At 62.6% G+C, this 21040-nt stretch carries 21 protein-coding genes; 10 read left to right on the forward strand and 11 right to left on the reverse strand.

The features are described from left to right. The first annotated feature begins 32 nt into the window (after positions 1-32). The 3 genes from AC070A_RS07950 to AC070A_RS07960 all read left to right on the forward strand — a co-directional run bounded on the left by AC070A_RS07950 (position 33) and on the right by AC070A_RS07960 (position 2320). Entirely contained in the window at positions 33-785 is a 753-nt protein-coding gene (locus AC070A_RS07950; protein ID WP_057255313.1) for an SDR family oxidoreductase, read from the forward strand. A 54-nt stretch (positions 786-839) separates the two neighbouring features. Beyond that, positions 840-1244 carry a cupin domain-containing protein gene (locus AC070A_RS07955; RefSeq protein ID WP_057255314.1) on the forward strand — a complete coding sequence of 135 codons (405 nt, stop codon included), beginning with the start codon at positions 840-842 and terminating at the stop codon, positions 1242-1244. A gap of 65 nt (positions 1245-1309) precedes the next feature. Then, the gene (locus AC070A_RS07960) at positions 1310-2320 is read left to right on the forward strand and encodes a mechanosensitive ion channel family protein (protein ID WP_057255315.1); all 1011 of its coding nucleotides are present in this window, start codon (positions 1310-1312) and stop codon (positions 2318-2320) included. On the opposite strand, the gene AC070A_RS07965 is transcribed toward AC070A_RS07960, so the two are convergent. Beyond that, entirely contained in the window at positions 2303-2791 is a 489-nt protein-coding gene (locus AC070A_RS07965; RefSeq protein ID WP_057255316.1) for an RrF2 family transcriptional regulator, read from the reverse strand. The genes AC070A_RS07960 and AC070A_RS07965 overlap by 18 nt on opposite strands. Positions 2792-2891: 100 nt before the next feature. Beyond that, positions 2892-3431, reverse strand: coding sequence for a hypothetical protein (locus tag AC070A_RS07970; protein ID WP_113132574.1), 540 nt, complete (start codon positions 3429-3431; stop codon positions 2892-2894). 35 nt (positions 3432-3466) lie between these two features. Between AC070A_RS07970 and AC070A_RS07975 the strand changes: the two genes are divergently transcribed. Then, on the forward strand, positions 3467-4033 hold the full coding sequence (locus AC070A_RS07975) for a methylated-DNA--[protein]-cysteine S-methyltransferase (RefSeq protein WP_057255318.1): 567 nt from the start codon (positions 3467-3469) through the stop codon (positions 4031-4033). 312 nt (positions 4034-4345) lie between these two features. After that, entirely contained in the window at positions 4346-5119 is a 774-nt protein-coding gene (locus AC070A_RS07980) for a LuxR C-terminal-related transcriptional regulator (RefSeq protein WP_057255319.1), read from the forward strand. Here AC070A_RS07980 and AC070A_RS07985 read toward each other — a convergent pair. The 6 genes from AC070A_RS07985 to AC070A_RS08010 all read right to left on the reverse strand — a co-directional run bounded on the left by AC070A_RS07985 (position 5088) and on the right by AC070A_RS08010 (position 11928). Further along, on the reverse strand, positions 5088-5357 hold the full coding sequence (locus tag AC070A_RS07985; protein ID WP_057255320.1) for a transposase: 270 nt from the start codon (positions 5355-5357) through the stop codon (positions 5088-5090). The two genes, AC070A_RS07980 and AC070A_RS07985, sit on opposite strands and share 32 nt — an antisense overlap. A 96-nt stretch (positions 5358-5453) precedes the next feature. Further along, a complete protein-coding gene (locus AC070A_RS07990) occupies positions 5454-6881 on the reverse strand; it encodes an HlyD family type I secretion periplasmic adaptor subunit (protein ID WP_112996464.1) in 1428 nt (475 codons plus the stop codon). Between the two features lie 19 nt (positions 6882-6900). Beyond that, on the reverse strand, positions 6901-8616 hold the full coding sequence (locus AC070A_RS07995) for a type I secretion system permease/ATPase (protein WP_113132575.1): 1716 nt from the start codon (positions 8614-8616) through the stop codon (positions 6901-6903). Positions 8617-8800: 184 nt separating this feature from the next. Continuing rightward, positions 8801-9397 (reverse strand): hypothetical protein, encoded by a 597-nt coding sequence (locus tag AC070A_RS08000; protein WP_057255323.1) that lies wholly within the window; start codon positions 9395-9397, stop codon positions 8801-8803. Between the two features lie 292 nt (positions 9398-9689). Beyond that, positions 9690-10754, reverse strand: coding sequence for a hypothetical protein (locus AC070A_RS08005; protein ID WP_057255545.1), 1065 nt, complete (start codon positions 10752-10754; stop codon positions 9690-9692). A 184-nt stretch (positions 10755-10938) separates the two neighbouring features. Next, positions 10939-11928 carry a GlxA family transcriptional regulator gene (locus AC070A_RS08010; protein ID WP_057255546.1) on the reverse strand — a complete coding sequence of 330 codons (990 nt, stop codon included), beginning with the start codon at positions 11926-11928 and terminating at the stop codon, positions 10939-10941. 407 nt (positions 11929-12335) lie between these two features. Between AC070A_RS08010 and AC070A_RS08015 the strand changes: the two genes are divergently transcribed. After that, positions 12336-13364: a four-carbon acid sugar kinase family protein gene (locus AC070A_RS08015; RefSeq protein WP_057255324.1), complete on the forward strand. Its 1029-nt coding sequence runs from the start codon at positions 12336-12338 to the stop codon at positions 13362-13364. Between the two features lie 3 nt (positions 13365-13367). Continuing rightward, a complete protein-coding gene (locus AC070A_RS08020; protein ID WP_057255325.1) occupies positions 13368-14069 on the forward strand; it encodes a FadR/GntR family transcriptional regulator in 702 nt (233 codons plus the stop codon). A gap of 61 nt (positions 14070-14130) precedes the next feature. Here AC070A_RS08020 and AC070A_RS08025 read toward each other — a convergent pair whose 3' ends face one another. The 3 genes from AC070A_RS08025 to AC070A_RS08035 are packed head-to-tail and all read right to left on the reverse strand — an operon-like array spanning position 14131 to position 17403. After that, the gene (locus tag AC070A_RS08025) at positions 14131-15249 is read right to left on the reverse strand and encodes an iron-containing alcohol dehydrogenase (RefSeq protein WP_113736475.1); all 1119 of its coding nucleotides are present in this window, start codon (positions 15247-15249) and stop codon (positions 14131-14133) included. A 4-nt stretch (positions 15250-15253) separates the two neighbouring features. Beyond that, positions 15254-16210, reverse strand: coding sequence for a 4-hydroxythreonine-4-phosphate dehydrogenase PdxA (gene pdxA / locus AC070A_RS08030; RefSeq protein WP_057255327.1), 957 nt, complete (start codon positions 16208-16210; stop codon positions 15254-15256). Further along, positions 16207-17403 carry a sialidase family protein gene (locus AC070A_RS08035; RefSeq protein ID WP_057255328.1) on the reverse strand — a complete coding sequence of 399 codons (1197 nt, stop codon included), beginning with the start codon at positions 17401-17403 and terminating at the stop codon, positions 16207-16209. The genes pdxA and AC070A_RS08035 overlap by 4 nt, the downstream gene beginning before the upstream one ends. Positions 17404-17635: 232 nt before the next feature. On the opposite strand from AC070A_RS08035, the gene AC070A_RS08040 reads away from it, so the two are divergent. The 3 genes from AC070A_RS08040 (at position 17636) to AC070A_RS08050 (ending at position 21033) form a co-directional block, all read left to right on the forward strand. After that, positions 17636-18505 (forward strand): DMT family transporter, encoded by an 870-nt coding sequence (locus AC070A_RS08040; protein WP_112996460.1) that lies wholly within the window; start codon positions 17636-17638, stop codon positions 18503-18505. Positions 18506-18561: 56 nt separating this feature from the next. Beyond that, a complete protein-coding gene (locus AC070A_RS08045) occupies positions 18562-20031 on the forward strand; it encodes an ABC transporter substrate-binding protein (protein WP_492384391.1) in 1470 nt (489 codons plus the stop codon). 87 nt (positions 20032-20118) lie between these two features. Next, the gene (locus AC070A_RS08050; protein WP_057255547.1) at positions 20119-21033 is read left to right on the forward strand and encodes an ABC transporter permease; all 915 of its coding nucleotides are present in this window, start codon (positions 20119-20121) and stop codon (positions 21031-21033) included. Positions 21034-21040: the final 7 nt, after the last annotated feature.

Here is a 21040-nt window from a genome sequence, read left to right on the forward strand (position 1 = left end):
GCGGCCAGCCGCCGCAACGATTGGAGGATCCCATGAAAATCGTCATTATCGGCGGAACGGGCCTGATCGGCTCCAAGACGGTCGAACGCCTGCGCAAGCAAGGCCATGAGGTGGTTGCCGCCTCTCCGAATACGGGCGTCAACACCATCACCGGCGAAGGTCTCGCCGAGGCGCTTTCCGGTTGCGAGGTGGTCATCGACCTCGCCAACTCGCCCTCCTTCGAGGACAAGGCGGTGCTCGAGTTCTTCGAGACCTCCGGCCGCAACCTGCTTGCGGCGGAAAAGGCTGCCGGCGTCAAACACCATATCGCGCTTTCGGTCGTCGGGACCGAGCGTCTGCAGGAAAGCGGCTATTTCCGCGGCAAGCTCGCCCAGGAAAAACTGATCAAGGCCGGCGGTATCCCCTATACGATCGTGCATTCGACCCAGTTCATGGAGTTTTTGGGCGGCATCGCCCAATCCGGGACTGTCGGCGACACCGTGCACCTCTCGCCGGCCTATGTGCAGCCGATCGCGTCCGATGACGTCGCCGATGCCATGGCCGCGGTCGCGCTTGCCGCCCCGGTCAACGGCACGATCGAGATTGCCGGACCGGAGCGCTCACGCCTCAGCGATCTCGTCGCCCGCTACCTCAAGGCAAGCGGCGACAACCGCAAGGTCGAGGCCGATCGGGAGGCTCGCTACTTCGGCGCGCTGCTGCAAGACGGCTCGCTGGTCTCCGACAACAATCCCCGCCTCGGCCGGATCACCTTCGAAGAATGGTTCGCCACGGCTCCTCGCAAGTGACCACATACGGGTGCGCCGGCGGCGCACCTCCAGCCCCCTGAAAGGACTTCCGACATGATCAAGTCTCTCATCGCCGCCACTGCGGTCGCCACCGCATTGTTCGGCACGGCCGCTGCGGGCGATGCTGCCAAAGTCACCCTGGTCTATGAGCACGAGTTGCCGAACGCGCCGGGCAAGAGCATCAAGGGCGTTCTGGTGGAATATGGGCCCGGCGGCTCTTCGGAGGCGCACACCCATCCGAGCACCGCCTTCATCTATGCGACGGTGCTGGAAGGCTCGATCCGAAGCCAGGTCAACGATGGACCGGTCAAGGTCTACAAGGCCGGCGAGAACTTTTCGGAAATGCCCGGCGACCGTCACGGCGTCAGCGCCAACGGCAGCGAGACAGAGCCCGCCAAGCTGCTCGCGGTCTTCGTCGTCGATACCGCCGAAAAGGAACTGACCTATCCGATGAAGTGATCCCTGCAGGACCGGCCGCACAAGCGCCCGGTCCTGCAATTTGTCTGCAATCGTTGGAGCCCAAGATGTTCGCCGACCAATTACCGTTGCCGCTCGTGCTGATCAATCTTCTTGGCATCACCGGCATCGTTGTCTGGCATGTGCAGGGGCGCCGTCGCCCGCTCGCCAGGCTGATTGTCCAGATCCTCTTCTTCTGCGTGATGACGGCGGTTCTCCTCCTTTCCGGCATCATGCCGCATCGGAGCGACGATCAGCATCTTCAGGGAGCGCTCGCCTTTCTGGCGACGTCGGCACGGGTGCTGTGGTGGACGCACCTCGCCTGGTCGCTTATCGGCTTCGTGCGTCTCTACATCGTCCTTGAAAGGCGGCCGCAGGAGGCCCGCCTGCTGCAGGACCTCATCGTCGCCATTGTCTATCTCGGCGTGGCACTGTCGATACTGGGCTTCGTCTTCCGGGCGCCGATCGGCACGCTGGTTGCGACCTCCGGGGTGGTTGCCATCATCTTCGGTCTCGCGCTTCAAAATACGCTCGGCGACGTGTTCTCGGGTATCGCGCTGACGCTGGGGCGGCCCTTTGCCATCGGCGACTGGATAGTGCTTGGCGACGGCACCGAAGGCCGTGTCATCGAGAACAACTGGCGTTCCACGTTTCTGCTCACCGGAGCGCACAATGTCGTCGTGCTGCCGAACAGCGCGCTCGCCAAGGTCGGGCTCACCAATCTCAGCCGTCCGGACGAGACCCATCAGATCGCTTTGTCGATCCGTCTTGCCGCGGATCATCCGCCACGCCGGATCGAAGAAACGATGCAGAGAGCTCTGCAAGGGTGCGGCCTGATCGTGCGCGAGCCGCCGCCGGTCGTCGCCCTCAAGGCGATCGACGCCGTGGCCGTCGAGGTCGAACTGCAGTTTCGCGTCAAGAACCCGGCTGAGCGGACGCCGGCACGCAACGAGGTGATCGACCGCGTTCATGAACAATGCCGTCTAGAGGGTCTCTCGCTTGCGCCGCCGCCTCAGGCCTATTTCTACGTGCCGCCTGCCGGCACAGACGCCGGTTTTCGCTCAGCCGGCGCGCTCTAGAACCCACGCGAAACTCCGTTTCAAGAGATCCGAGGGAATTTCCTGCGAGAGGATCTCGATCAGGTCGGATAGGCGCACGCTGCGCAGCTTGTCGCGCCAGGCTTCGTCGGCCTCCCACATGATGCGCGCCACCGCGCACGGCGTCTCTTCGCAGTAGCCGGGTGCGCGACAGGGATTGTTGGCCCTGATATTGGTGCAGACGAAGGTTCTCGATCTGCCTTCGACCGCCTCGACGATTTCGAGAAAGGTCAGCTCGGCCGGCGCTTTTGCCAGCCGGTATCCGCCCGATGGACCGAGGGTCGTGTGGACGAGACCGGCCTGCGAAAGGCTCTGCAGCGCCTTCGACAGATACTCCTTGGGCAGCCCGTGAAATTCCGCCAGCGCCTTGGTTGAGAGGTAGCGGCCTTCAGGCAGGCCGGCGAGAATGGCACAACAGTGCAACGCCCATTCGACTTGGCTTTTGAGGATCATGTCTTCGTCCGGCGGATGCCAAGGTGCATATTAAGGATAACAAATATCCCTATTTTTCTGCTGTGTAAACAGTGTCAAACCGATGCGGCCGGTCCCGTCTTCATGGTGCGGCACGCACGACGCGGAAAATCAGGAGAGGTTCGGCGATCTCGGCGCTGAGCCGCCCCTTGAGGATTTCAGCGAAAACAGCGCCGCCGCTGGAGTGCCGCCGGTGGCAGGCCCGGCGGACGAAAGCGCGCAGGCCGAGCCAGATCATCGCGAGCGCCAGTACCGCAAGCGCATTACCGAGCGAAATGGTGACAAAGTTGTAGCCATCACCGCGCAGCGTCAGCAGGACGAAGCCGACCGCGCCGATGGAGAAGGCCGAGGACCACAGAAGCAGTTCGAGGCTCTTGCGCTCCTGTCGCCAGGCAAGGCCGAAGAAAACGGCGAAGACCACCAGCGTCGCGAACGAACTGAGCATGATCGTCGGGGTATGCAGGATGTCCACCGTCGTCTCCTGATGTTGGTGCGGAACCTTGCCCGACAACCGTAAAGCTTTCGCAAATGGCTGCGCTTTCGACCTGCGCTTGATGTCGAGCAGCCCGTAAGCGGCGGCCACCGAGGCAGGAAACGGGTTGAATTCGTCGCCCTCCGGCACGATTTTGATAGTAGAGACACAGGGAGGCTATACGGATGGGGCAGGCAGGACATCGCTATTTCATCTTCGAGACTGCGGCCGGCTTCTGCGGCATCGCCTGGAACGATGTGGGCATCACGCGATTCCAACTGCCGACCCGGGCGGCAGAGGCAACCCAGCGGCTGCTGTTGCGGCGTCTGTCGGCCGCCGAGGCTTCCCAGCCGACACCCGAAATCCGGGAGGCAGTGGAGGCCGTCCAACGCTACTTTGATGGCAAGGAGGTCGATTTCTCCGGCTTTGCGGTCGATCTGGAAGGGCAGGATGAGCTTTTCCAGCGCATCTATGCTGCGACCCGCCAGCTGCGCTGGGGGCAGACGACCACGTATGGCGCGCTGGCAAAGGAACTGGGCGCAGGCCCGGAAGCCGCGCGCGACGTTGGTCAGGCGATGGCCAAGAACCCGGTGTCCCTGATCATCCCCTGTCACCGGGTACTTGCCGCCGGCGGCAAGATCGGTGGGTTCTCGGCGCCTGGCGGTTCCACCACCAAGACCCGCATGCTGGAGCTGGAAGGCATACATCTGGGGCAAGCGCCCGAACCGACGCAACAGTCCTTCGGTTTTTAAAGATATCGACAATCGTCAGGCCGACCGGACACTCAAAGCGCTTTTGCTCAAACAATTGTGCGCGGCCCGCGTGCGCAAGCGCGTGAATATTGACTGAGGGTTGCGCGTTGCTACCTTCTTTCCGAGAGGTTCTCAGGCTCGCTGCTCAATATATGTTACAAGCTTTATCGGCGCTTCGAGAAATATATAGTATTTTCAATCTGTTGCTGATGCAGCCCGATCGGATTAATTCTGATTTTCTCATGACAGACTATCAGAACGGAAATATTTTAGGCACCGCAACTTGTCGCGAACGAATCCTGGGGGTGACGCATGTCCATCAGTTCAGGAACGCCGTGCCGCAAGGACCGTACGCCGACCGGGATTGTGATAGAACACCAGACGCTCGTGCGCAGCGTCATCGTTGCCGTTCTCGAATACGAACTCTCCGGTTGGAATTTTATCGATATGGTCTCGACCGACAGCCTGGACCAGGCGCTCGGGTACGATGTGCGTTTAATCGTGCTGGACCTGAGCGCTCGAAACGACGGCGGGTGCAACTTGCATGATGAGCTTGCGGAAATCCGCAAGCGCTTTCCGGACGTGCCGGTTGCGGTGCTCTCGGACACGGACGACAGGACGACCGCTGCCGATGTCCTCAAGCTTGGAGTTCGCGGCTTCTTCACGACGTCCTTGCGGATCGAGCTTGCGCTTGCCGGCTTGCGGCTGGTCCTTGCCGGCGGCATCTTCTGTCCAGACCCGCTTGCCGCGCTCACCGAATGCGCGGCTGCCGCTCGTCATATCGAAAGGGTGCCGATCAGCGCTTATCGAAGCGAGTTTGCGCTCGCCGACTTCACGCCGCGCGAGGCGGACGTGCTCGCGGAATTGCGATGCGGCTCTTCGAACAAAGTGATCGCTGGAAAGCTCAATCTTTCCGACCATACGGTGAAAATGCATCTGCAGCACATCATGCGCAAATTGCAGGTGCAGAACCGCACCGAGGTCGTCGCCTTGCTTGCAGACCGGGGAACCGCCGGCAACGGTCATGGCGTCGCCACCAACGGCAGCAGCATCGTCAACGTGATGTCTTTTCGAGCATCTCGCTGAGCGTTGCGGCCGTCAGCATGGCTTCGGCCAATAGCCTCTTGAGCTTCTGATTTTCCAGTTCGAGCGCCTTTACGCGCTCCGCATCGAAATTGGGGCCCCTGCTTTGCAGCGATTGCCAGCGATAGAAAGTCGGCTGGCTGATGCCATGCCGGTGGCAGACATCGGCTACGGTCGCACCGTACTGATGCTCCTTGAGGATCTCCAGGACTTCGTCGTCATTGAACTTACGTTTGCCCATCGCAGCTGTCCTTCCGGGAACCGACTGGCACATATGATCGCGGGGCCGGATAACAGAGCCCATGTGGTACGCCCACGGCGTTCCGCGCGGCACGCCTCAGTTCTCGCGAAATGCGGTGTTGAAACTGTCAAGCAACGGACGCAGCGCGTAAAGCGCCACGCTGCTCGTACCGGTCTCTATCATGGCCCGCACCGGCATGCCCGGTACCATCTCCACGCCCGGCATATGGCCTAGCCGCTCATCGGTAACGCGGATTGTTGCCGCGTAGTAGGTGTGGCCGGTTTGCCGGTCGACCAGATGGTCGGCGGACACATAGGCGACCGTGCCCTTCAGCAGCGGTACCCGCCGCTGGTTGTAAGGAATGAGATGAACCTGTGCCTCGAGCCCGGCATGGACCTGGGCGATATCTTCCGGCTTCACCCGCGCCGCGACGACCAGTGCGCCGGCGTCCGGCACGAGGTCGGCCAACGGCTCTCCAGCGCCGATGACGCCGCCTGTCGTGTGGACACGTAGATCCATGATCACTCCGTCGTCGGGCGCTCTGATCTCGGTTCTCGCCAATTGATCATCGATGGCGTTCAAACGCTCACGCAGCTGCGCCAGCTGGTTTTCCGTATCGCGCAGTGTGAGCGCGACTTCATTCAGCCGGTCGCTGCGCAGCTTGACGATATAGGACTGTGACTCGCTGATAACCTGGTGGGCGCGGGATATGCGCGCGGAGACTTCGCCGATCTGACCGCCGATGTCGGCCCTTTCCCGCGCCAGGATGAGAACCCGGCTCTTTCGTTCGAGACCCTTCGCGGTGAGCGCCGAAACCGTCTCAAGCTCCTGGCGCGAAATGGCACTCCTCTCCATCAGGGACGCCTTCTGGGCGCTCAGTCCGGCGACTTCCTCCAGCACTTCCTTGATCTTCTGCTGCGTGATCACGATGTCGGACTGCATCACCTGGCGACGGGCATCGAATATATTCTGCTGACCGTCGAGAATGTCGTGGATCACCCGGTAGTTGCCGGCTTGCTCCACGAGATCGGGGGGAAAGGCGACCTGATCCCAGCCGTTCTGCTCAGCGGTGAGCCGCGCCTGTCGCGCCTCCGCATCCCAAAGTTGGCCGCGAAGGCTGTCCCGTTCCGAACGCGGCTTCGTATCGTCGAGCTTGATCAGCACCTGGCCGGCGGACACGGCATCGCCGTTGCGCACAAGGATCCGCCTGACGATTCCGCCTTCGAGATGCTGGATGGTCTTGCGGTTCGCCTCGGTTTCAACGACGCCGGACGCGATCGCGGCGCTGCTGAGCGGTGCGAGAACCGACCAGATGCCCAGGCCGAAAACAAAGACGCCGATCAGCAGGTTTCCCGTCCAGGCGACATGCCGCAGCCGCGACATCGGTGAGGCTTCGGCAAGCGTCACCGGAAGGCGGGTGGAGACCGCTGTGGAGGGCTGGGGCCCGGCTATCCCATTGGCGTCGCAGGCATAGCCTACAATTTCAGGGCCGCGTCGGGTCAGGTCGGATTTGATGAGCTCCATCGTTCTCGCGCCTCCCTTCTCACGTGCCCGCTCGGGCCGGTGGCTGCAGATAGGTATCGAAGACCCAGTCGCTGTCGCCGAAGGCTTCGATCGTGCCATTGCGCATGATCGCGATCTTGTTGGTCACCGGGAGAATGCCCATGCGGTGCGTGATGATGATGATCATCATCCCCATGGCGCGCATGCGGGCGATTGCTGCAAACAATCGGCGTTCGCCGTCGTAATCCAGACTGGAATTGGGATCGTCGAGGACGACGAGGGCGGGATTGCCGTAAACCGCGCGCGCCAGTCCCAGCTGCTGGCGTTGGGCCCGAAGCAGGGTCGCGCCGCCATCGCCGACATCCGTCTCGTAGCCCTGAGGCAGTTGCATGATCGCATCGTGCAGCCCGACAAGCTTTGCCGCTTCGATGACCTTGCCGACGTCGGTTCCGTCGAGCCGGCCGACGACGTCCTTCACCGCGCCGCCGAAGAGTTCGATGTCCTGCGGCAGGTAGCCGACATGACGCATGCCGCCGCCGAGCCGGAGGGTGGCAATATCGACGCCGCCGAGCAGGGCGCTGCCGCAGGTCGTCGGCTGAACGCCCGCTATGATGCGGCCAAGCGTCGACTTTCCGGAACCGGATGGACCGATCAGCGCAAGACAATCGCCCGGCGCCAGCCGCAAAGTAACGGCATTCAGTATCTGACGGTTGCCCGAAGGAAGCATGTAACCGACGCGGTCGAGCACGAGCCCGCCCGCTTCGGGCATCGGTATCGTGCGTGCGCTCTCCTGCGACGCGATCGATATCAACATCGCGTTGATGCGATTGAATGCGGCATGGGCGAAGGCCACGGCGCGCCACCCGCCGATCGCGCCCTCGATCGGGGCAAGCCCGCGACCGAGAAGCAGGCTGGAGACGAAGATGATGCCGGGGTTTCCGCTTTCCTCCAGGACGAGCCAGGCTGCGGATCCCATCATCAGGATCTGCGCCAGCATGCGCACCGATTTCGAGAGCCCGAGAATGGTTTCGGTGCGCTTCATCGCATCGTCTTGCGCCTGTCGTGCGGTCTCGGCGTCGCGATAGACGAGTTGGGCGGCGCCATTCTGCATGTTCATCGCGCGGATGACCTGGATATACCGCAACGCCGTCGCGAAACGCATGTGGCTGCGGGAGAGCGCCAGGTTCGCTTTCATTAACGGCTGCCGGGTCGCGAATTCCGTCGCGATGGCGAGCAGCAGCAAGGTGAGCGCGGTGAATAGCCCGATGGTTCCGAGCAACGGATGGACTAGGAACAGAAGCAGCAGGAAGATCGGCGCCCAGGGAACGTCGAAAAGCAGCGAGCTGGCCGGGGCGTCGAGGAACTGGCGCAGGATCGATAGGTCGCGGTAGCAATCGTTGGCGAGGTTCGTTTCGGTGCGGGCGCCATATTCGAAGCAGGCCGTCAGCACGACGGGCCGCAAGCGGTGATCGAGCCAGCTGCCGATCCGCGACAGCGCGGCGCGGCGAACGATATCCAGGATCGAGCCGACCAACACCGCTGCCGCGATGATGAGCGTCAGCATCAACAGCGTGTCGGCGCTGCGGCTCGACAGGACGCGATCGTAGATCTGCAACAGGTAGATGGAAGGCGCCAGCAGGAACAGGTTGTAGGCGCAGCTATAGAGGAAGACCAGCAGGAACGCTCCCGTGCAGGCCTTGAGAGCCAGGACCAGATGGGTTGGAGAGTGCTGCGCCCCTGTCGGATTCGTCGTCATTATCGGATCTCGATCGGATCGGCATGATCGATGCTGATGCGGTCGGCTTGGCTGCTTCAGGCTTCTTTTGCTCGGGCTCGATCCGTGGCCAAATGCAACTCAAAGGTCCCGTAGCGTTCTTGCACGCCGCGACACAGGTGAAAGGAGGATCGCCGGCCATGGCCGGCGATCCTTGTCGAGCGACTCAGATACCGATGTCGCTGATGTTGCCTAATGTGTTGTCGAAATTGTCGAGAACGTTCGAGACCGCCGTGGTGGTAGTCGTCGTGGTGGTTTCCGAGATCGGGTTCGAATGAACCAGAGCGGCGGAAATATCGCCACCGAGCGCCGTTGCGCCGCTGCCGCCAGCCCCGCCCATGCCCGAGATGATCGTCGCACCTTGGTCGGCGAGCAGGGTCGTGGTTTGCGTAGCGGTGGTGTTAGCACCTACCGTTGCCGTGTTGCCGCCGCTGGTGTTGCTCTGGTCGCCACTCGAGGTCGGATTGCCGCCTGCGCCGCCTGCACCGCTGTTGGTAAGCGAAGCAAGGACGGCGATCGGTACCTGGATGAAGCCACCGCCATCAGCGCTGCCGGTGCCCCAGGCCGCAGCCTGGCCGACGTCATCGCCGTTGTCGACGGTGGGGACTGAGCCGACGACGGTCTGCGTCGGGGCAACCGTGACAACTGGGGTGTAGTTGATATCGCCGTTGTTGGTGCCGTCGCCGCCGTTGCCGGCGCTCGCGTCGCCCGCGACGGGATTGGTGAAGTTGATCGTGTCGGTGGTTAGTTGCGAGATAGGCATAGCGTCGCTCCTCTACTTGTTGCCCCGTAGTCTTGGACGGTTCGATGCCACAGCACACCGCCGCAGCGGGGGACAGCGCGAAGATATGGTGCGCGTGATCATCGGGGGGAACCAGCCGGACATTCGGGGACGTTCCTTTGGGTAGGGTCCGCCCGCGCTTCCGGCTTCGGCCGGCGTCAAGCGCTCCGGCGGCGCGCGGTTTCAAGTATATTGGCCGTGGGTGATGGTGGCAGAACGCCATGTCTCCGTGGCGCCAGAGCCGCTTGTTGGGCTTGATCTGGAATGCGGCGGGTCAGCCGTGCAGGACGTCGTCGATCAGCGCGGCATTGGTCTCGGCGATGTTGCCTTCGCCGCCCGCTCCCCCGATGCCGCCGATCTGCAGTGTATGCTGGTCGACGAGCAGGTGGTTGAGCTGGTCCGCCTCGGCGGTGCCGCCGGCGGGCACGGCGATGTTGAGCGGGTGGAAGTAGCCGATGTTGACGTCGACTGCGCTGCCGTTCGAATAGCCGTCACCGCCGCCGCCGGCGACCCCGCTTCCGGTGAAGATCGTGTCCGATGAGAGGTTAAAACCACCGCCCTTGCCGCCGATGCCGGCGATCTGCACGCCGCCCTGGTCGAAGATCACGTTGTTCGACTGCGTGGCGTGGGCATCGCCGCCGGCCGCGCCGACAGCAATGTTGATGGGCGAGAACACAGCGACGTTCACGTCGACCATGCTGCCGATGAAAGTGCCGTCACCACCATGGCCCGCGTAGGCGTCGCCATTGAAAATGAACGTCGCGCCCTGCGGCTGGGCCGGCGCGGTATTGCCGGCAACGTTATGATCCCCGCCGGAGCCGCCAACACCGCCGATCTGGGTGGCGCCTTGAAGGAAGGCGGCATTGTTTGTTTGTCCGGCCGTGGAGGTCGAACCCTGACCGGCCGCGACAGCCAGGTTCAAAGGCGCAAACACCGCGGTGTCGGTGCTGACGAGGCCGCCAAAAAAGCTGCCGTCGCCGCCACCGCCGGCCACGCTGCCGCCGCCGTGGCCGCCGGCAACATTACCATTCCCGCCTTCACCGCCGATGCCCGCCATCTCGGTGACGTGCTGATTCATCAGTGCGGTATTGCCTTGGTGCGCATCGGCGTCCGTGTGCGAGCCGGCGATTGCCGCGTTCGACGGTGTGAACATTGCCAGCGTGTTGCTGCCGATCGTACCCAGGCTTGTGCCGTCGCCGCCGCTTCCGGCGGAGTTCTGCGCCGGCGCTATGTCGAGTGGAAGCCACGTCGGGACCAGTGCGAGATGTCCGCCGGCAACTGTGCTCTGATTGGAGTTCGCGTTCGGTGCCTCTTCCGACAAAAGACGAGTTTCCGCCATCGCCATCACTCCCATAGACTTCATCCCTCGCAGCACGATCATGCGACGTGTACGAGCGCGCATCGCGAGCTATTTTGAAGGCGGTTGCGGCAAAAGGTGAGCCTGCAATTCGGCTACGTCCGTTCGGGGAGGTCATTAGCCAATCGGCTATCGTGGCCAGGCACCCCGAGTGGTAATGCAAGGCTCACTTCGGCAGTGTCGCGCGCATTTGGCGCGGCGACTGGCCGAAGGTCTTGGCAAATGTCCTGGAGAAATGCCCCGCGCTTTCGAAGCCGACTTCGAGGGCGATCTCGATGAGCGAGGCATCGGTCTGGGCGAGAAGGTGCTTGGCGCGTTCCAGCCGGAATTTCCTGTAGACGTGCGCGGGCGACATCTTGGCTTTTTCCATGAACAGGCGCTCGAGTTGCCTGCGTGACAGACCGACGGAGGCCGCCAGCTCAGGGATCGAGAGCGTGTTCTCGGTATTCTGCTCCATGATGATAAGCGCAGCGTTGAGGCGGGGGTCGTTGCTCTCGATCGCGAGCGGCTTCCTCGGCTGGACATGAAGATGCGAGCGGGCCTTGTCGATCTGCAGGACTTCCAGCGCATTGCGCTCCGCCTCCCTGCTGATGTGGAGGCGCACGATGTGGGCGGCCATGTCGGCCGCGCTGCTGCCGCCGGCGCAAGAGCCGCGGGTGCGGTCGAGATTGAAGAGGCGGTCCGAGCGCACCTTCAAGTCCGGGAAGCGTTCGCGGAACGCCTGATAGTGGAGCCAGCTGACGCAAACGACGTGCCCCGCCATGAGCCCGGCTTCCGCCAGGATGAAGGTGCCGGTGCACAGGCCGATCAACGGCACTTTCTTCGCGGCTGCCTTCTTCAGGAAAGCGATCGTCTCGTTGTCGATCGGGTGCTCGTTCTTGAGCAGGCCGCCGACCATCACGATGTAGTCGAACTGGCCGGGATCGACGAGGTCAGACGTGGGCGCCACCTGTACCCCGCAACTGGATGCGATCAGATGGCGGGTGTTGCCAAGCACCTGCCAATCGGCACGCACGCGGCCCGATTTATCGAGCTCGTCGCTCGCCAGCCGAAGCGTGTCGATGAAGAGAGCGAAGGCCGAGAGTGTGAACGACCGGGCGAGCACGAAACCTATCTTGAGGCGATTGGCTGCAGCATCGTTGGATTTCGTGTTCATCGTCATTGCGAACCCACTTTAAACTCGTCATGCCCATTGGTTGGCGCGCAGGTCACTTGTCGCGGCCCGACGGTCGTCGCGCGACTTTGCAAGCGCCGATAACAGGAACCGCAAGCTTCCGGTTCCGCCGACCCTGGTCCCGATCCGTTATCCTATCTGAAATCTGCGTGCTAGGGGATCACAATCATCCACGAAGATCAGCCGGCGCCCGATGCGCTCTACTCTTTCAGTTCCCTGCTGGCCGTTGCTCATCGCGGGATGAAGCAGACCTGCAACGGGCACCATGTCGCATGACGACAGCCTGCGATCAGAATGGTCTAGAGTTGTAATATTAGAACAAAAAAAGTTTGACATTTCAATCGAAAGAATAGTTATAAAGATAACAACAAATCGTTTGGATCTATCAGATGCTCGCCATTGTCGCTGATGACCTGACCGGCGCACTGGATGCCGCGGCGCCGTTTGCTGCGAGGGGCTTCCATGTCGAAGTCGCATTGGCGATCGAAGCGATCGGCGATGCTCTGGGGGCAGGTCCGGACGTGCTCTCGATCAATCTCGGCTCGCGCGAACTGAGCGCCGAAAGTGCCAGGCAACGTGCCGCAGCCGCTCTCGGCGCGCTCCCTTCCAGTTGGCGGATCTTCAAGAAGATCGACTCTCGTCTGAAAGGCAACATTGCCGCCGAACTCGATGCGATGTTCTTCCATTCTGCCTTAGTGGCGCCGGCCATTCCTGCCTTTGGCCGGGTGGTGACATCCGGCCGCGTTCAAGGCTTTGGGGTGGATGCGCCCATTTCCGTTGCCGAGAGGCTCGGCCGGCATGCGGCAAGAGCCTTGATCCCGGATGCATCCACCGAGGCCGAAATGCGCGCTCTGCTCGAAGAGGCGGAGCGAAGCGGCACCGATCTGCTGATCGGAGCGCGTGGCCTGGCCGAAGCGCTTGCCGAGCGGATGAGTGACGGAGAGGAAGCAAGCGCTGCCGAAATGTCGGGTGGCCCGGCCTTGTTCGTTATCGGGTCCCGCGACCCGATTACCCTTGCCCAGATCGACGCGCTTCGCAGTGTCCTTGCTCTTTCCTACCTGCCGGCGCCGAATGGGCGGCTTGTCGGGTCAAGCGACGCTGGCGGCGCGATCACCCTCGTTCAGGCGGTGCCGGGCGAAGGGGAGGTGACGCCGGAGGCGGTTTCCGAGGCGCTTGCTGAAAGCGTTTGTCAGGGCCTTGTCGAAGCGGCAGGAACGCTGCTTCTGTCCGGTGGCGCCACCGCAGAGGCGGTTCTGAAGAAAATGGGCGTTCAGCGCTTTCGCCTGCTTGGTGAGTGCCTGCCGGGCCTGGGCTTGGCTGAGGTCGATGGACGTTGCATCATCGCCAAGTCCGGCGGATTCGGCGTGCCGGACACGCTGAAGGAAATCGCGGAGGCTGTCCTCCGCAAGATGGGATGACGGATGGGACTGGAGAACGGAACAGCACGCAAGAGCCTCGGCGATCTCGTCTTTGAGCGCATGCACCGAGCGATCAAATCCGGCGCCTACAAGCCGGACGAGCGCTTGCCGACTGAGCACGATCTGGCAAGCGAGTTCGAGGTTTCCCGCCCGATCATTCGCGAAGCGCTGCGCCGGCTGCGCGAGCAGGGTTTCATCTATTCGCGGCGCGGCGCTGGCAGCTTCGTTCGCGCTGTCGGCATGCGTGAGCCGCTTGGCTTCGGGCAGTTGGAGAACGTCGCCGATCTTCTGAACTGCTACGAGTTCCGCCTGACGGTCGAGCCGGCTGCAGCTGCAGCTGCGGCCGAGCGGCACGACGCTGCCACCTTGGCCGCCATCCGTCAGGCACTGGAACTGATGCGGGACGCCACCAACCGGCAATCGCACCGGGAGGATGCGGACTTCCAGTTTCATCTCGCGATCGCGCGCGCCGCCCAGAACAGTTATTTCTTCACGGCGATGGAAGCGCTGAAGGACCATATCGCCGTCGGCATGCGGTTTCACGGTGCTTCGGTCAAGCGGGAGACCACCGGGCTGACGCGCGTCTTCGCGGAGCACGAGGCGATTGCCGAAGCCATTGCCGCGCGCGAAGCCGCAAAGGCGAGACAACTCATGCAAGACCACCTTGCCGGGTCCCGCGAGCGCCTGTTCCAGGCGACCAAATAGTGATCTCGAATGCGAAAACCCCGGCTGCTGCCGGGGTTTGATTTTTGCAGTGGCCGGTGGGTCAGAAGGCTGCCCTGTAGACGGCGAGCGCGTCTTCGACGCTCATATCGACGGGATTGTTGTCCATCAGCCGGCGGTTGGCATGGGCCTCGCTGGCATAAAGCGGCAAGTCGTCGGCATTTGCGCCGTGGGCGGCAAGCGACATTTCGATGCCGAGATCGCGGCAGAAGCCGCATGCTGCATCCAGGAGTTCCCGGGGGGACAGATTTTCGCCAAGACCTAAGGCCTGGGCGACTTCCGCCGTCTTGCTCACGGCTACCGGCTGGTTGAAGGCGAGCACGTGCGGAAAGATGATGGCATTTGCCAGGCCATGGGGCAGGCGAAGCCTCGTGCCGAGCGGATAGGCGATGGCATGTCCGGCAGCGGTGTTGACCGGGCCAAGGCAGATGCCGCCGTAGTAGGAGGCAAGCATCATCCCTTCACGTGCCTCGGTATCGGCACCATCCCTGACTGCGCGCGCGAGATACTTGCCGACGAGCTTGAAGCCCATACGGGCAAAGCCGTCGATCATCGGATGGGCGCGCCGATTGGTGAAGGCTTCCACGCAATGGGCCATGGCGTCGACGCCGGTGGCCGCGGTTACCGCCGACGGCACCGAATAGGTGAGTTCCGGATCGAGAACGGCGAAGTCAGCGATCATGTGTGGGCTTTCGACCGCGATCTTGTTCCCCTTGGCGGGATCAGTGATCAGCGAGCGGATACCGGCCTCCGAGCCGGTGCCGGCGGTCGTGGCGACCTGGGCAAGGCGCGTTTTGCGGCCAAGAACCCGGTTTGGCCCGGCGACATCGGCAAGCGTCTGCTCCGAGTCCCAAAGCACGGCAACCAGCTTGGCGACGTCGAGTACCGATCCGCCGCCAAGGCCGACGATGAGGTCCGGCTTGCTTTGACGCGCAGCGTCGAGCGCGGCGTTGAGCGTATCGACATCGGGTTCGCCCGGGATGGCGTCAAACACCGTGACGCGGCCCGAAAGCGTCAGGCGATCGACGAAGCCGGCGGTGATCGGCGTTGCGATGACGAGCACCGAACCGGCGTCGGCCGCCCAGGTGCCGACGTCTGCGATCGTGCCGGCGCCGACGGCGAGGCGACGCGGCTGGTGAAGGGTAAGGGGAGCGATGGTCATCGTGTCATCCTCGCTTGGCGTCACCCGCGACGAGCTTGCGGGCATAGGCGATGGCGGAATTCATGTTGCCGTGGTTGGCGATGCCCTGGCCGGCGATGTCGAAAGCGGTGCCGTGATCGACCGAGGTTCGGTCGATCGGCAGGTCAACCGACACGTTCACGGCGGTATCGAAGGCGACGAGTTTCACCGGGATGTGCCCCTGGTCGTGATACTGCGCGACCACGAGGTCGAAGGCGCCGGAATAGGCGCGGTGGAACACCGTGTCGGCGGAGATCGGGCCATAGGCATCGATCCCTTCTGCCCGCGCCGCCGTGACGGCCGGCGCGATCTGGTCGTCATCCTCGGTGCCGAAAAGGCCGTTCTCGCCGCAATGGGGATTGATGCCGGCGACTGCGATTTTGGGTGCCGCGTAGCCGATGCGTTTCAGATGGGCGTCGCCGGCGCGGATGGTGGCGAGAACCCGTTCGGTCGTCGAGCGCCGGATTGCTTCCTGCAGCGCCACATGGGTCGAAACGTGGATGACCTTGAGGCGCTCGGAGGCAAGCAGCATGTAGGCAGCCTTCGATCCCGTGAGGCTGCGCAACATGCCGGTGTGGCCGTCATAGTGATGACCGGCAAGGTTGAGGGCTTCCTTGTTGATCGGCGCCGTCACGATGCAGCCGATGACGCCGGCTTCGGCGTCGCGCACCGCCATTTCGATGAAGCGGAAGGCGGCGTCGCCGGCGACCGGGCTCAACTGTCCCCAGGGAAGCGGCGCGCCCTCGATCGGCAGATCCACGACATGTGCGGTGAGATCAATCTCGAGGCCAAGGGCCGCACGGGCCGCCTCGAGCGTGGCGAGATTGCCGTAGATCCGGATCGTGTCGCGCTCTTGCTGCGACATGTCGGCGAGGGCACGCACCGAAATCTCGGGGCCGACGCCGCACGGGTCGCCCATGGTTATGCCGATGATGTTGCTCATGAAGGTCTCCGTTGGTCGGCGTGGTCCCAGCCAGGGGCCAGGCGAACATATTTGATGGCGCGCCGGTGGTAGGTGTAGGCGAGATGCACGGCCCCGTCCGGTCCCTCAAGCAGCCAGGGATAGGACATCTCCTTGTTGCGGCCGTCGGTCGAGTCGTTGGAAAGGCACGTGCCGGGGCCGTCTTCGATCAGCAGCCGGACGGGAAAGGTCTTGCCGCCATCCTCGGAGAGGCAGAGGGCGACCGGCGCGCGCCGGACACCCCAGATTGGAACGCAGCCGCCCGTGGGGTCTGCGTCGGGGCGGCTGTCGTTCTCGCCGATTTCGTCGTAAAGCGAGGTGCGCCGCTCGGCGGTGTCGGCCGCGCTGACGGGATTGCAGATCATCGCGATCCGACCATCGGCAAGGCGCAGGGCGGCGATCGAGGAATTGTTGTTCGGGACGTCGCTTGCCTCGGGCGCGGACCAGGTTCGGCCCTCGTCGAGGCTCTCGGTCCTATAGACCCAGTCGGCCTGCCGCCGGCGGAAGAGGGCGGTAAGGCGGCCATCGCCGAGTGATACCGGCGACATGTGCACGCAGCCAATGGAACGCTCCAGTTCTTCGAGCTGCCATGTTTCCCCTTGGTCGAGCGAGATGCCGATGGCCGCGGTATCGTGGCTTCCGTTCCACTTCTGACCGGGGCGCTGAACGCAGCGGAAGATCGGCAGCATCCATGCGCCGTCGCCGCGGACCACGAGGGGCGCGCGGATGAAGCATCCACGCGGGAGGTCGAGATAGCGGCCCTCGGTCGTCGTCAGTGCCAGCGGGTCGGATGCATCGCGGCGGATCTCTGCCATCCGGATCCGGCACTCATCCTGATTGCCGGAGGGTTGGGACGTGTGGAAGAGCCACAGCCTGCCGTCGGGTGCGGTGAAGAGCACCGGGTTCTGCTCCGAATGCGCAGGGTCAAAGCTCAGGCGCTGTGGCGGACCCCATTGCGTAGCGTCCTTTGGCAGGACGGAAGCAAAGATCGAGATATCCGACTTGCCCTCGAGCGTACCGCCGAACCAGGCGCAGGCGAGCGCGCCATCTGAAAGCAGATGCAGAAAGGCAGCATGGTTCTGGATCATCGGCGAAGGCAAGAGCGCTTCCATGCGCCCGGGGGAGGCGGATTGAAGCAGGCCATTCATGCCGCGGGCGATTTCTTCAGGGTTCATGGGCTCCTCCTGTGTGCTTCGAAAATCGCTGAATTTTCAAAGTTGTCAAGTTTGATAAAGTTACAAATTGACCTGTGTTTGCTCGTTTATGTCATTAATATATTGAATTTACGTAATTATTTATTGTGAGAATTCTAGAATGAATTTTACATCGCAAATTAATTTGACAAACTTGAGCGAAAAGTGGATTGTCTGGACAAGCCGGCGAGAGGATGCCGGGGAGGAGGATCTCATGCCGGAAGCCAGCCCCCAGGGGGCCAAGATTGCTGTCACCTTCGCGGTCGGTGCCGCGATTCTGGCGGCAGTCGACGCGGTGATCGTGCGGGCGCTGAACGGTGCCGTGCATCCCTTCGTCATTGGCTTCTTCCGTGCCTTTTTCGGTGCGGTCATCCTTTTGCCCTTTGTTGTCCTGCGCCCATCCGTGCTCAAGTCGAGCCACCCCTTGCGTCAGCATGCGGTGCGTGCCGGCTTCAAGCTGCTCGCCATGGTCGCCTTCTTCGCCGCCTTCAGCTGGGGTCCGCTTGCCGACGTGACGGCCATCGCCTTCACCTCGCCGATCTTCCTGTTGCTCGGCGCCGCGCTGGCGCTGGGCGAAAAGCCCGGCGCGGCGATGATCGGTGCGGTGGCGCTTGGTTTCGTGGGTGCGATGCTGATCATTGGCCCCTCGGGCGCCGGCTTCAGCTTTGCCATCCTTCTTGGGCTTACGGGCGCGGTGCTCCAGTCGACCATTCAGTTGATCCTGAAGTCGATGTCGAAGGGCGACTCGACATCGACGCTTGTCGTCTGGAACCTCCTCTTGACCGTTCCGATCGCGCTTTTTTTCGCTCTACCGTTCTGGGTTATGCCGGGGGCGAGGGAGATGACGCTTCTGGCGCTGCAAGGCGTCGTCGGAACTGCCTGCATGGGGATGATGACTCACGCCTTTTCGCTCGCACCCGCCACGATCGTCGCGCCGGTCGATTTCCTGCGCCTGCCGCTCGTGGCGCTCGGCGGCTTCGCGCTGTTTGGGGAACACATTGCCCTCACCACCCTTTGCGGTGGCGGGCTCATCGGTTGTGCGGCGCTGATCGCTGCGCGATCCGGAAAAGCAACATCCGGCTGAACGAATTTCACCAGGGAGGAAATGCCGTGAAGAAACTGTTTGTCTTGAGTGCGCTCATGCTGAGCTCCGCTCTTTCGCCCGCCTTTGCCGGGTCCGGCCCGATCAAGATCGTGCTGGCCGAGGAAGCGGACCTGCTCGAGCCCTGCATGGCGACGCGTTCGAACATCGGTCGCGTCATCATGCAGAACGTCAGCGAAACACTGACCGAACTCGATGTTCGCGGCGACAAGGGCGTCATGCCGCGGCTTGCCGAAAAATGGGAACAGAATGAAGACGGCAGCTGGCGCTTTCACCTGCGTCAGGGCGTCAAGTTCTCGGATGGCACGACCTTCGACGCCAAGGATGTCAAGCACAGCTTTGACCGTATCATGAGCGACAAGAACACCTGCGAGTCGCGTCGCTATTTCGGCGGCATTACGGTGACCCCCACTGTGGTCGACGATTACACGATCGACTTCAGCGCCGATCCGGTCCAGCCGATCCTGCCGCTCTTGATGTCTCTCGTCACGATCGTGCCCGAAGAAACGCCGCTTGAGTTCATCCGCGAGCCGGTCGGTACCGGTCCCTACAAGCTCACCAACTGGACGCCGGGGCAGCAGATCGTGCTGACGAGCCGCGACGACTATTGGGGCACGAAACCCGAGGTCACGGAAGCCACATATCTGTTCCGCGCCGACCCATCGGTGCGCGCCGCCATGGTGCAGACCGGCGAGGCCGATCTCTCGCCGTCGATCTCGCAACTCGACGCCACCAATCCGGCCACGGACTTCTCCTACCTCGACAGTGAAACCGTCTACCTGCGCATCGATCACAACATCGAGCCATTGAACGACGTTCGCGTTCGCCGCGCGCTCAACATCGCCATCGACCGCCAGGCCTTCCTCGGCACCCTGGTTCCCGAAAGCGCACTGCTCGCGACCGCAATCGTGCCGCCGCCGACGCTTGGCTGGAACCCTGACGTAAAGGTCTTCCCCTATGACCCGGAAGGCGCGAAGAAGCTGCTCGAGGAAGCCAAGGCCGATGGCGTGAAGGTCGGTACGCCTATCACCATCATCGCCCGTTCAGCAAACTTCCCGAACGTGACCGAGATCATGGAAGCCATTCAGGCACAGCTTCAGGAAGCGGGCTTCAAGGTCGAGCTGAAATTCGTCGAGGTTGCCGAGCACGAACAGTACTATTCGAAGCCCTTCAAGGAAGGCCGCGGTCCGCAGATCGTCGCTGCCATGCACGACAATTCCAAGGGCGATCCGTCATTCTCGATGTTCTTCAAGTATGCGACCGACGGTACGCAGTCCGGCTTTTCCGATCCGAAGGTTGACGACTTGATAAAGCGTGCATCGGCTGCCGTCGGCGAGGAACGTGCCAAGCTCTGGTCCGAACTGATCGCCTATGTGCATGACGATGTCGTCGCCGACGTCCTGCTCTTCCACATGGTCGGTTTCTCGCGCGTTTCCGAGCGGCTTGATTTCAAGCCGACGATGGCGACCAACGGGACGCTGCAACTCTCGGAGATCAAGATCAAGTAATCTGCCCTGGCGGACGATCGGTTCGCCAGTCACAACAGAAATCAAGGCGGTGGGATGATCCCGCCGCCGGATTCCTTCGAGGGCGCCATGCTGAAATTCGTTCGAAAACGCGCCGTGGCCAGTCTGATCTCGCTCGTCGGGCTGCTCGTCATGGTCTTCTTCCTGTCGCGGTTGACGGGTGATCCGGCCGCCTTGTTCCTGCCGGTCGAAGCCTCCGCGGAGATGAAGGCGCAGTTCCGCGAACTGCATGGCCTGAACGATCCCATGCTGATGCAATTCGCGCGTTACGTCGGCGACGTCGTGACCGGCGATTTTGGCGAATCCCTGCGCAAGGCCCGCCCCGCTCTGGAGGTCGTGCTCGAGGCCTTCACATGGACGCTCTGGCTTGCCGTCATCACCATGACGCTCGTCGCCGGTGCTGCGATCGTCGTCGGCTCGCTTGCCGCCTTCCGCGCCGGCGGTTTTTTCGACCGGCTATCTTCGCTGATCTCGCTGGTCGGCGCTTCCGTTCCCGATTTCTGGATCGCCATCGTCGCGATCGTCGTGTTTTCGGTAAACCTCGCCTGGCTGCCGACTTCGGGCACGGGGTCTCTGCTTCATTGGATCCTGCCGATCTCGGTTCTGTTCATCCGGCCTTTCGGCATCATCGTGCAGGTAGTGCGCGGCTCTATGATCGGGGCACTGTCCTCGGCCTATGTGAAGACGGCGCGCGCCAAGGGCGTCAAATCCGGGCCGATCATCTTTGTGCATGCACTGCGCAATGCCATGCTGCCGGTCATCACCGTCATCGGCGACCAGGCGGCGAGCCTTCTGAATGGCGCAGTGATCGTCGAGACCATCTTCGGATTTCCGGGGGTCGGCAAGTTGATGATCGATTCCATTTTGCAGCGCGATTTCAACGTCGTGCTTGCCGCCATCCTCGTCACGGCTCTGGCGATCTTCCTCATGAACCTGCTCATCGACCTCGCCTATGCGCTGCTCGATCCGCGAATTCGACACTGAGGAGGCG

This window comes from Ensifer sp. GW101-20A05 (assembly GCF_059424735.1).

What these genes read in the sequence shown, in the direction of transcription:
- AC070A_RS07950 (WP_057255313.1), top strand. Translation starts at nt 33, where the DNA reads ATGAAAATCGTCATTATCGGCGGAACGGGCCTGATCGGCTCCAAGACG.
- AC070A_RS07955 (WP_057255314.1), top strand. Translation starts at nt 840, where the DNA reads ATGATCAAGTCTCTCATCGCCGCCACTGCGGTCGCCACCGCATTGTTC.
- AC070A_RS07960 (WP_057255315.1), top strand. Translation starts at nt 1,310, where the DNA reads ATGTTCGCCGACCAATTACCGTTGCCGCTCGTGCTGATCAATCTTCTT.
- AC070A_RS07965 (WP_057255316.1), bottom strand. Translation starts at nt 2,791, where the DNA reads ATGATCCTCAAAAGCCAAGTCGAATGGGCGTTGCACTGTTGTGCCATT.
- AC070A_RS07975 (WP_057255318.1), top strand. Translation starts at nt 3,467, where the DNA reads ATGGGGCAGGCAGGACATCGCTATTTCATCTTCGAGACTGCGGCCGGC.
- AC070A_RS07980 (WP_057255319.1), top strand. Translation starts at nt 4,346, where the DNA reads ATGTCCATCAGTTCAGGAACGCCGTGCCGCAAGGACCGTACGCCGACC.
- AC070A_RS07985 (WP_057255320.1), bottom strand. Translation starts at nt 5,357, where the DNA reads ATGGGCAAACGTAAGTTCAATGACGACGAAGTCCTGGAGATCCTCAAG.
- AC070A_RS07990 (WP_112996464.1), bottom strand. Translation starts at nt 6,881, where the DNA reads ATGGAGCTCATCAAATCCGACCTGACCCGACGCGGCCCTGAAATTGTA.
- AC070A_RS07995 (WP_113132575.1), bottom strand. Translation starts at nt 8,616, where the DNA reads ATGACGACGAATCCGACAGGGGCGCAGCACTCTCCAACCCATCTGGTC.
- AC070A_RS08000 (WP_057255323.1), bottom strand. Translation starts at nt 9,397, where the DNA reads ATGCCTATCTCGCAACTAACCACCGACACGATCAACTTCACCAATCCC.
- AC070A_RS08005 (WP_057255545.1), bottom strand. Translation starts at nt 10,754, where the DNA reads ATGGCGGAAACTCGTCTTTTGTCGGAAGAGGCACCGAACGCGAACTCC.
- AC070A_RS08010 (WP_057255546.1), bottom strand. Translation starts at nt 11,928, where the DNA reads ATGAACACGAAATCCAACGATGCTGCAGCCAATCGCCTCAAGATAGGT.
- AC070A_RS08015 (WP_057255324.1), top strand. Translation starts at nt 12,336, where the DNA reads ATGCTCGCCATTGTCGCTGATGACCTGACCGGCGCACTGGATGCCGCG.
- AC070A_RS08020 (WP_057255325.1), top strand. Translation starts at nt 13,368, where the DNA reads ATGGGACTGGAGAACGGAACAGCACGCAAGAGCCTCGGCGATCTCGTC.
- AC070A_RS08025 (WP_113736475.1), bottom strand. Translation starts at nt 15,249, where the DNA reads ATGACCATCGCTCCCCTTACCCTTCACCAGCCGCGTCGCCTCGCCGTC.
- pdxA (WP_057255327.1), bottom strand. Translation starts at nt 16,210, where the DNA reads ATGAGCAACATCATCGGCATAACCATGGGCGACCCGTGCGGCGTCGGC.
- AC070A_RS08035 (WP_057255328.1), bottom strand. Translation starts at nt 17,403, where the DNA reads ATGAACCCTGAAGAAATCGCCCGCGGCATGAATGGCCTGCTTCAATCC.
- AC070A_RS08040 (WP_112996460.1), top strand. Translation starts at nt 17,636, where the DNA reads ATGCCGGAAGCCAGCCCCCAGGGGGCCAAGATTGCTGTCACCTTCGCG.
- AC070A_RS08045 (WP_492384391.1), top strand. Translation starts at nt 18,562, where the DNA reads ATGCTGAGCTCCGCTCTTTCGCCCGCCTTTGCCGGGTCCGGCCCGATC.
- AC070A_RS08050 (WP_057255547.1), top strand. Translation starts at nt 20,119, where the DNA reads ATGCTGAAATTCGTTCGAAAACGCGCCGTGGCCAGTCTGATCTCGCTC.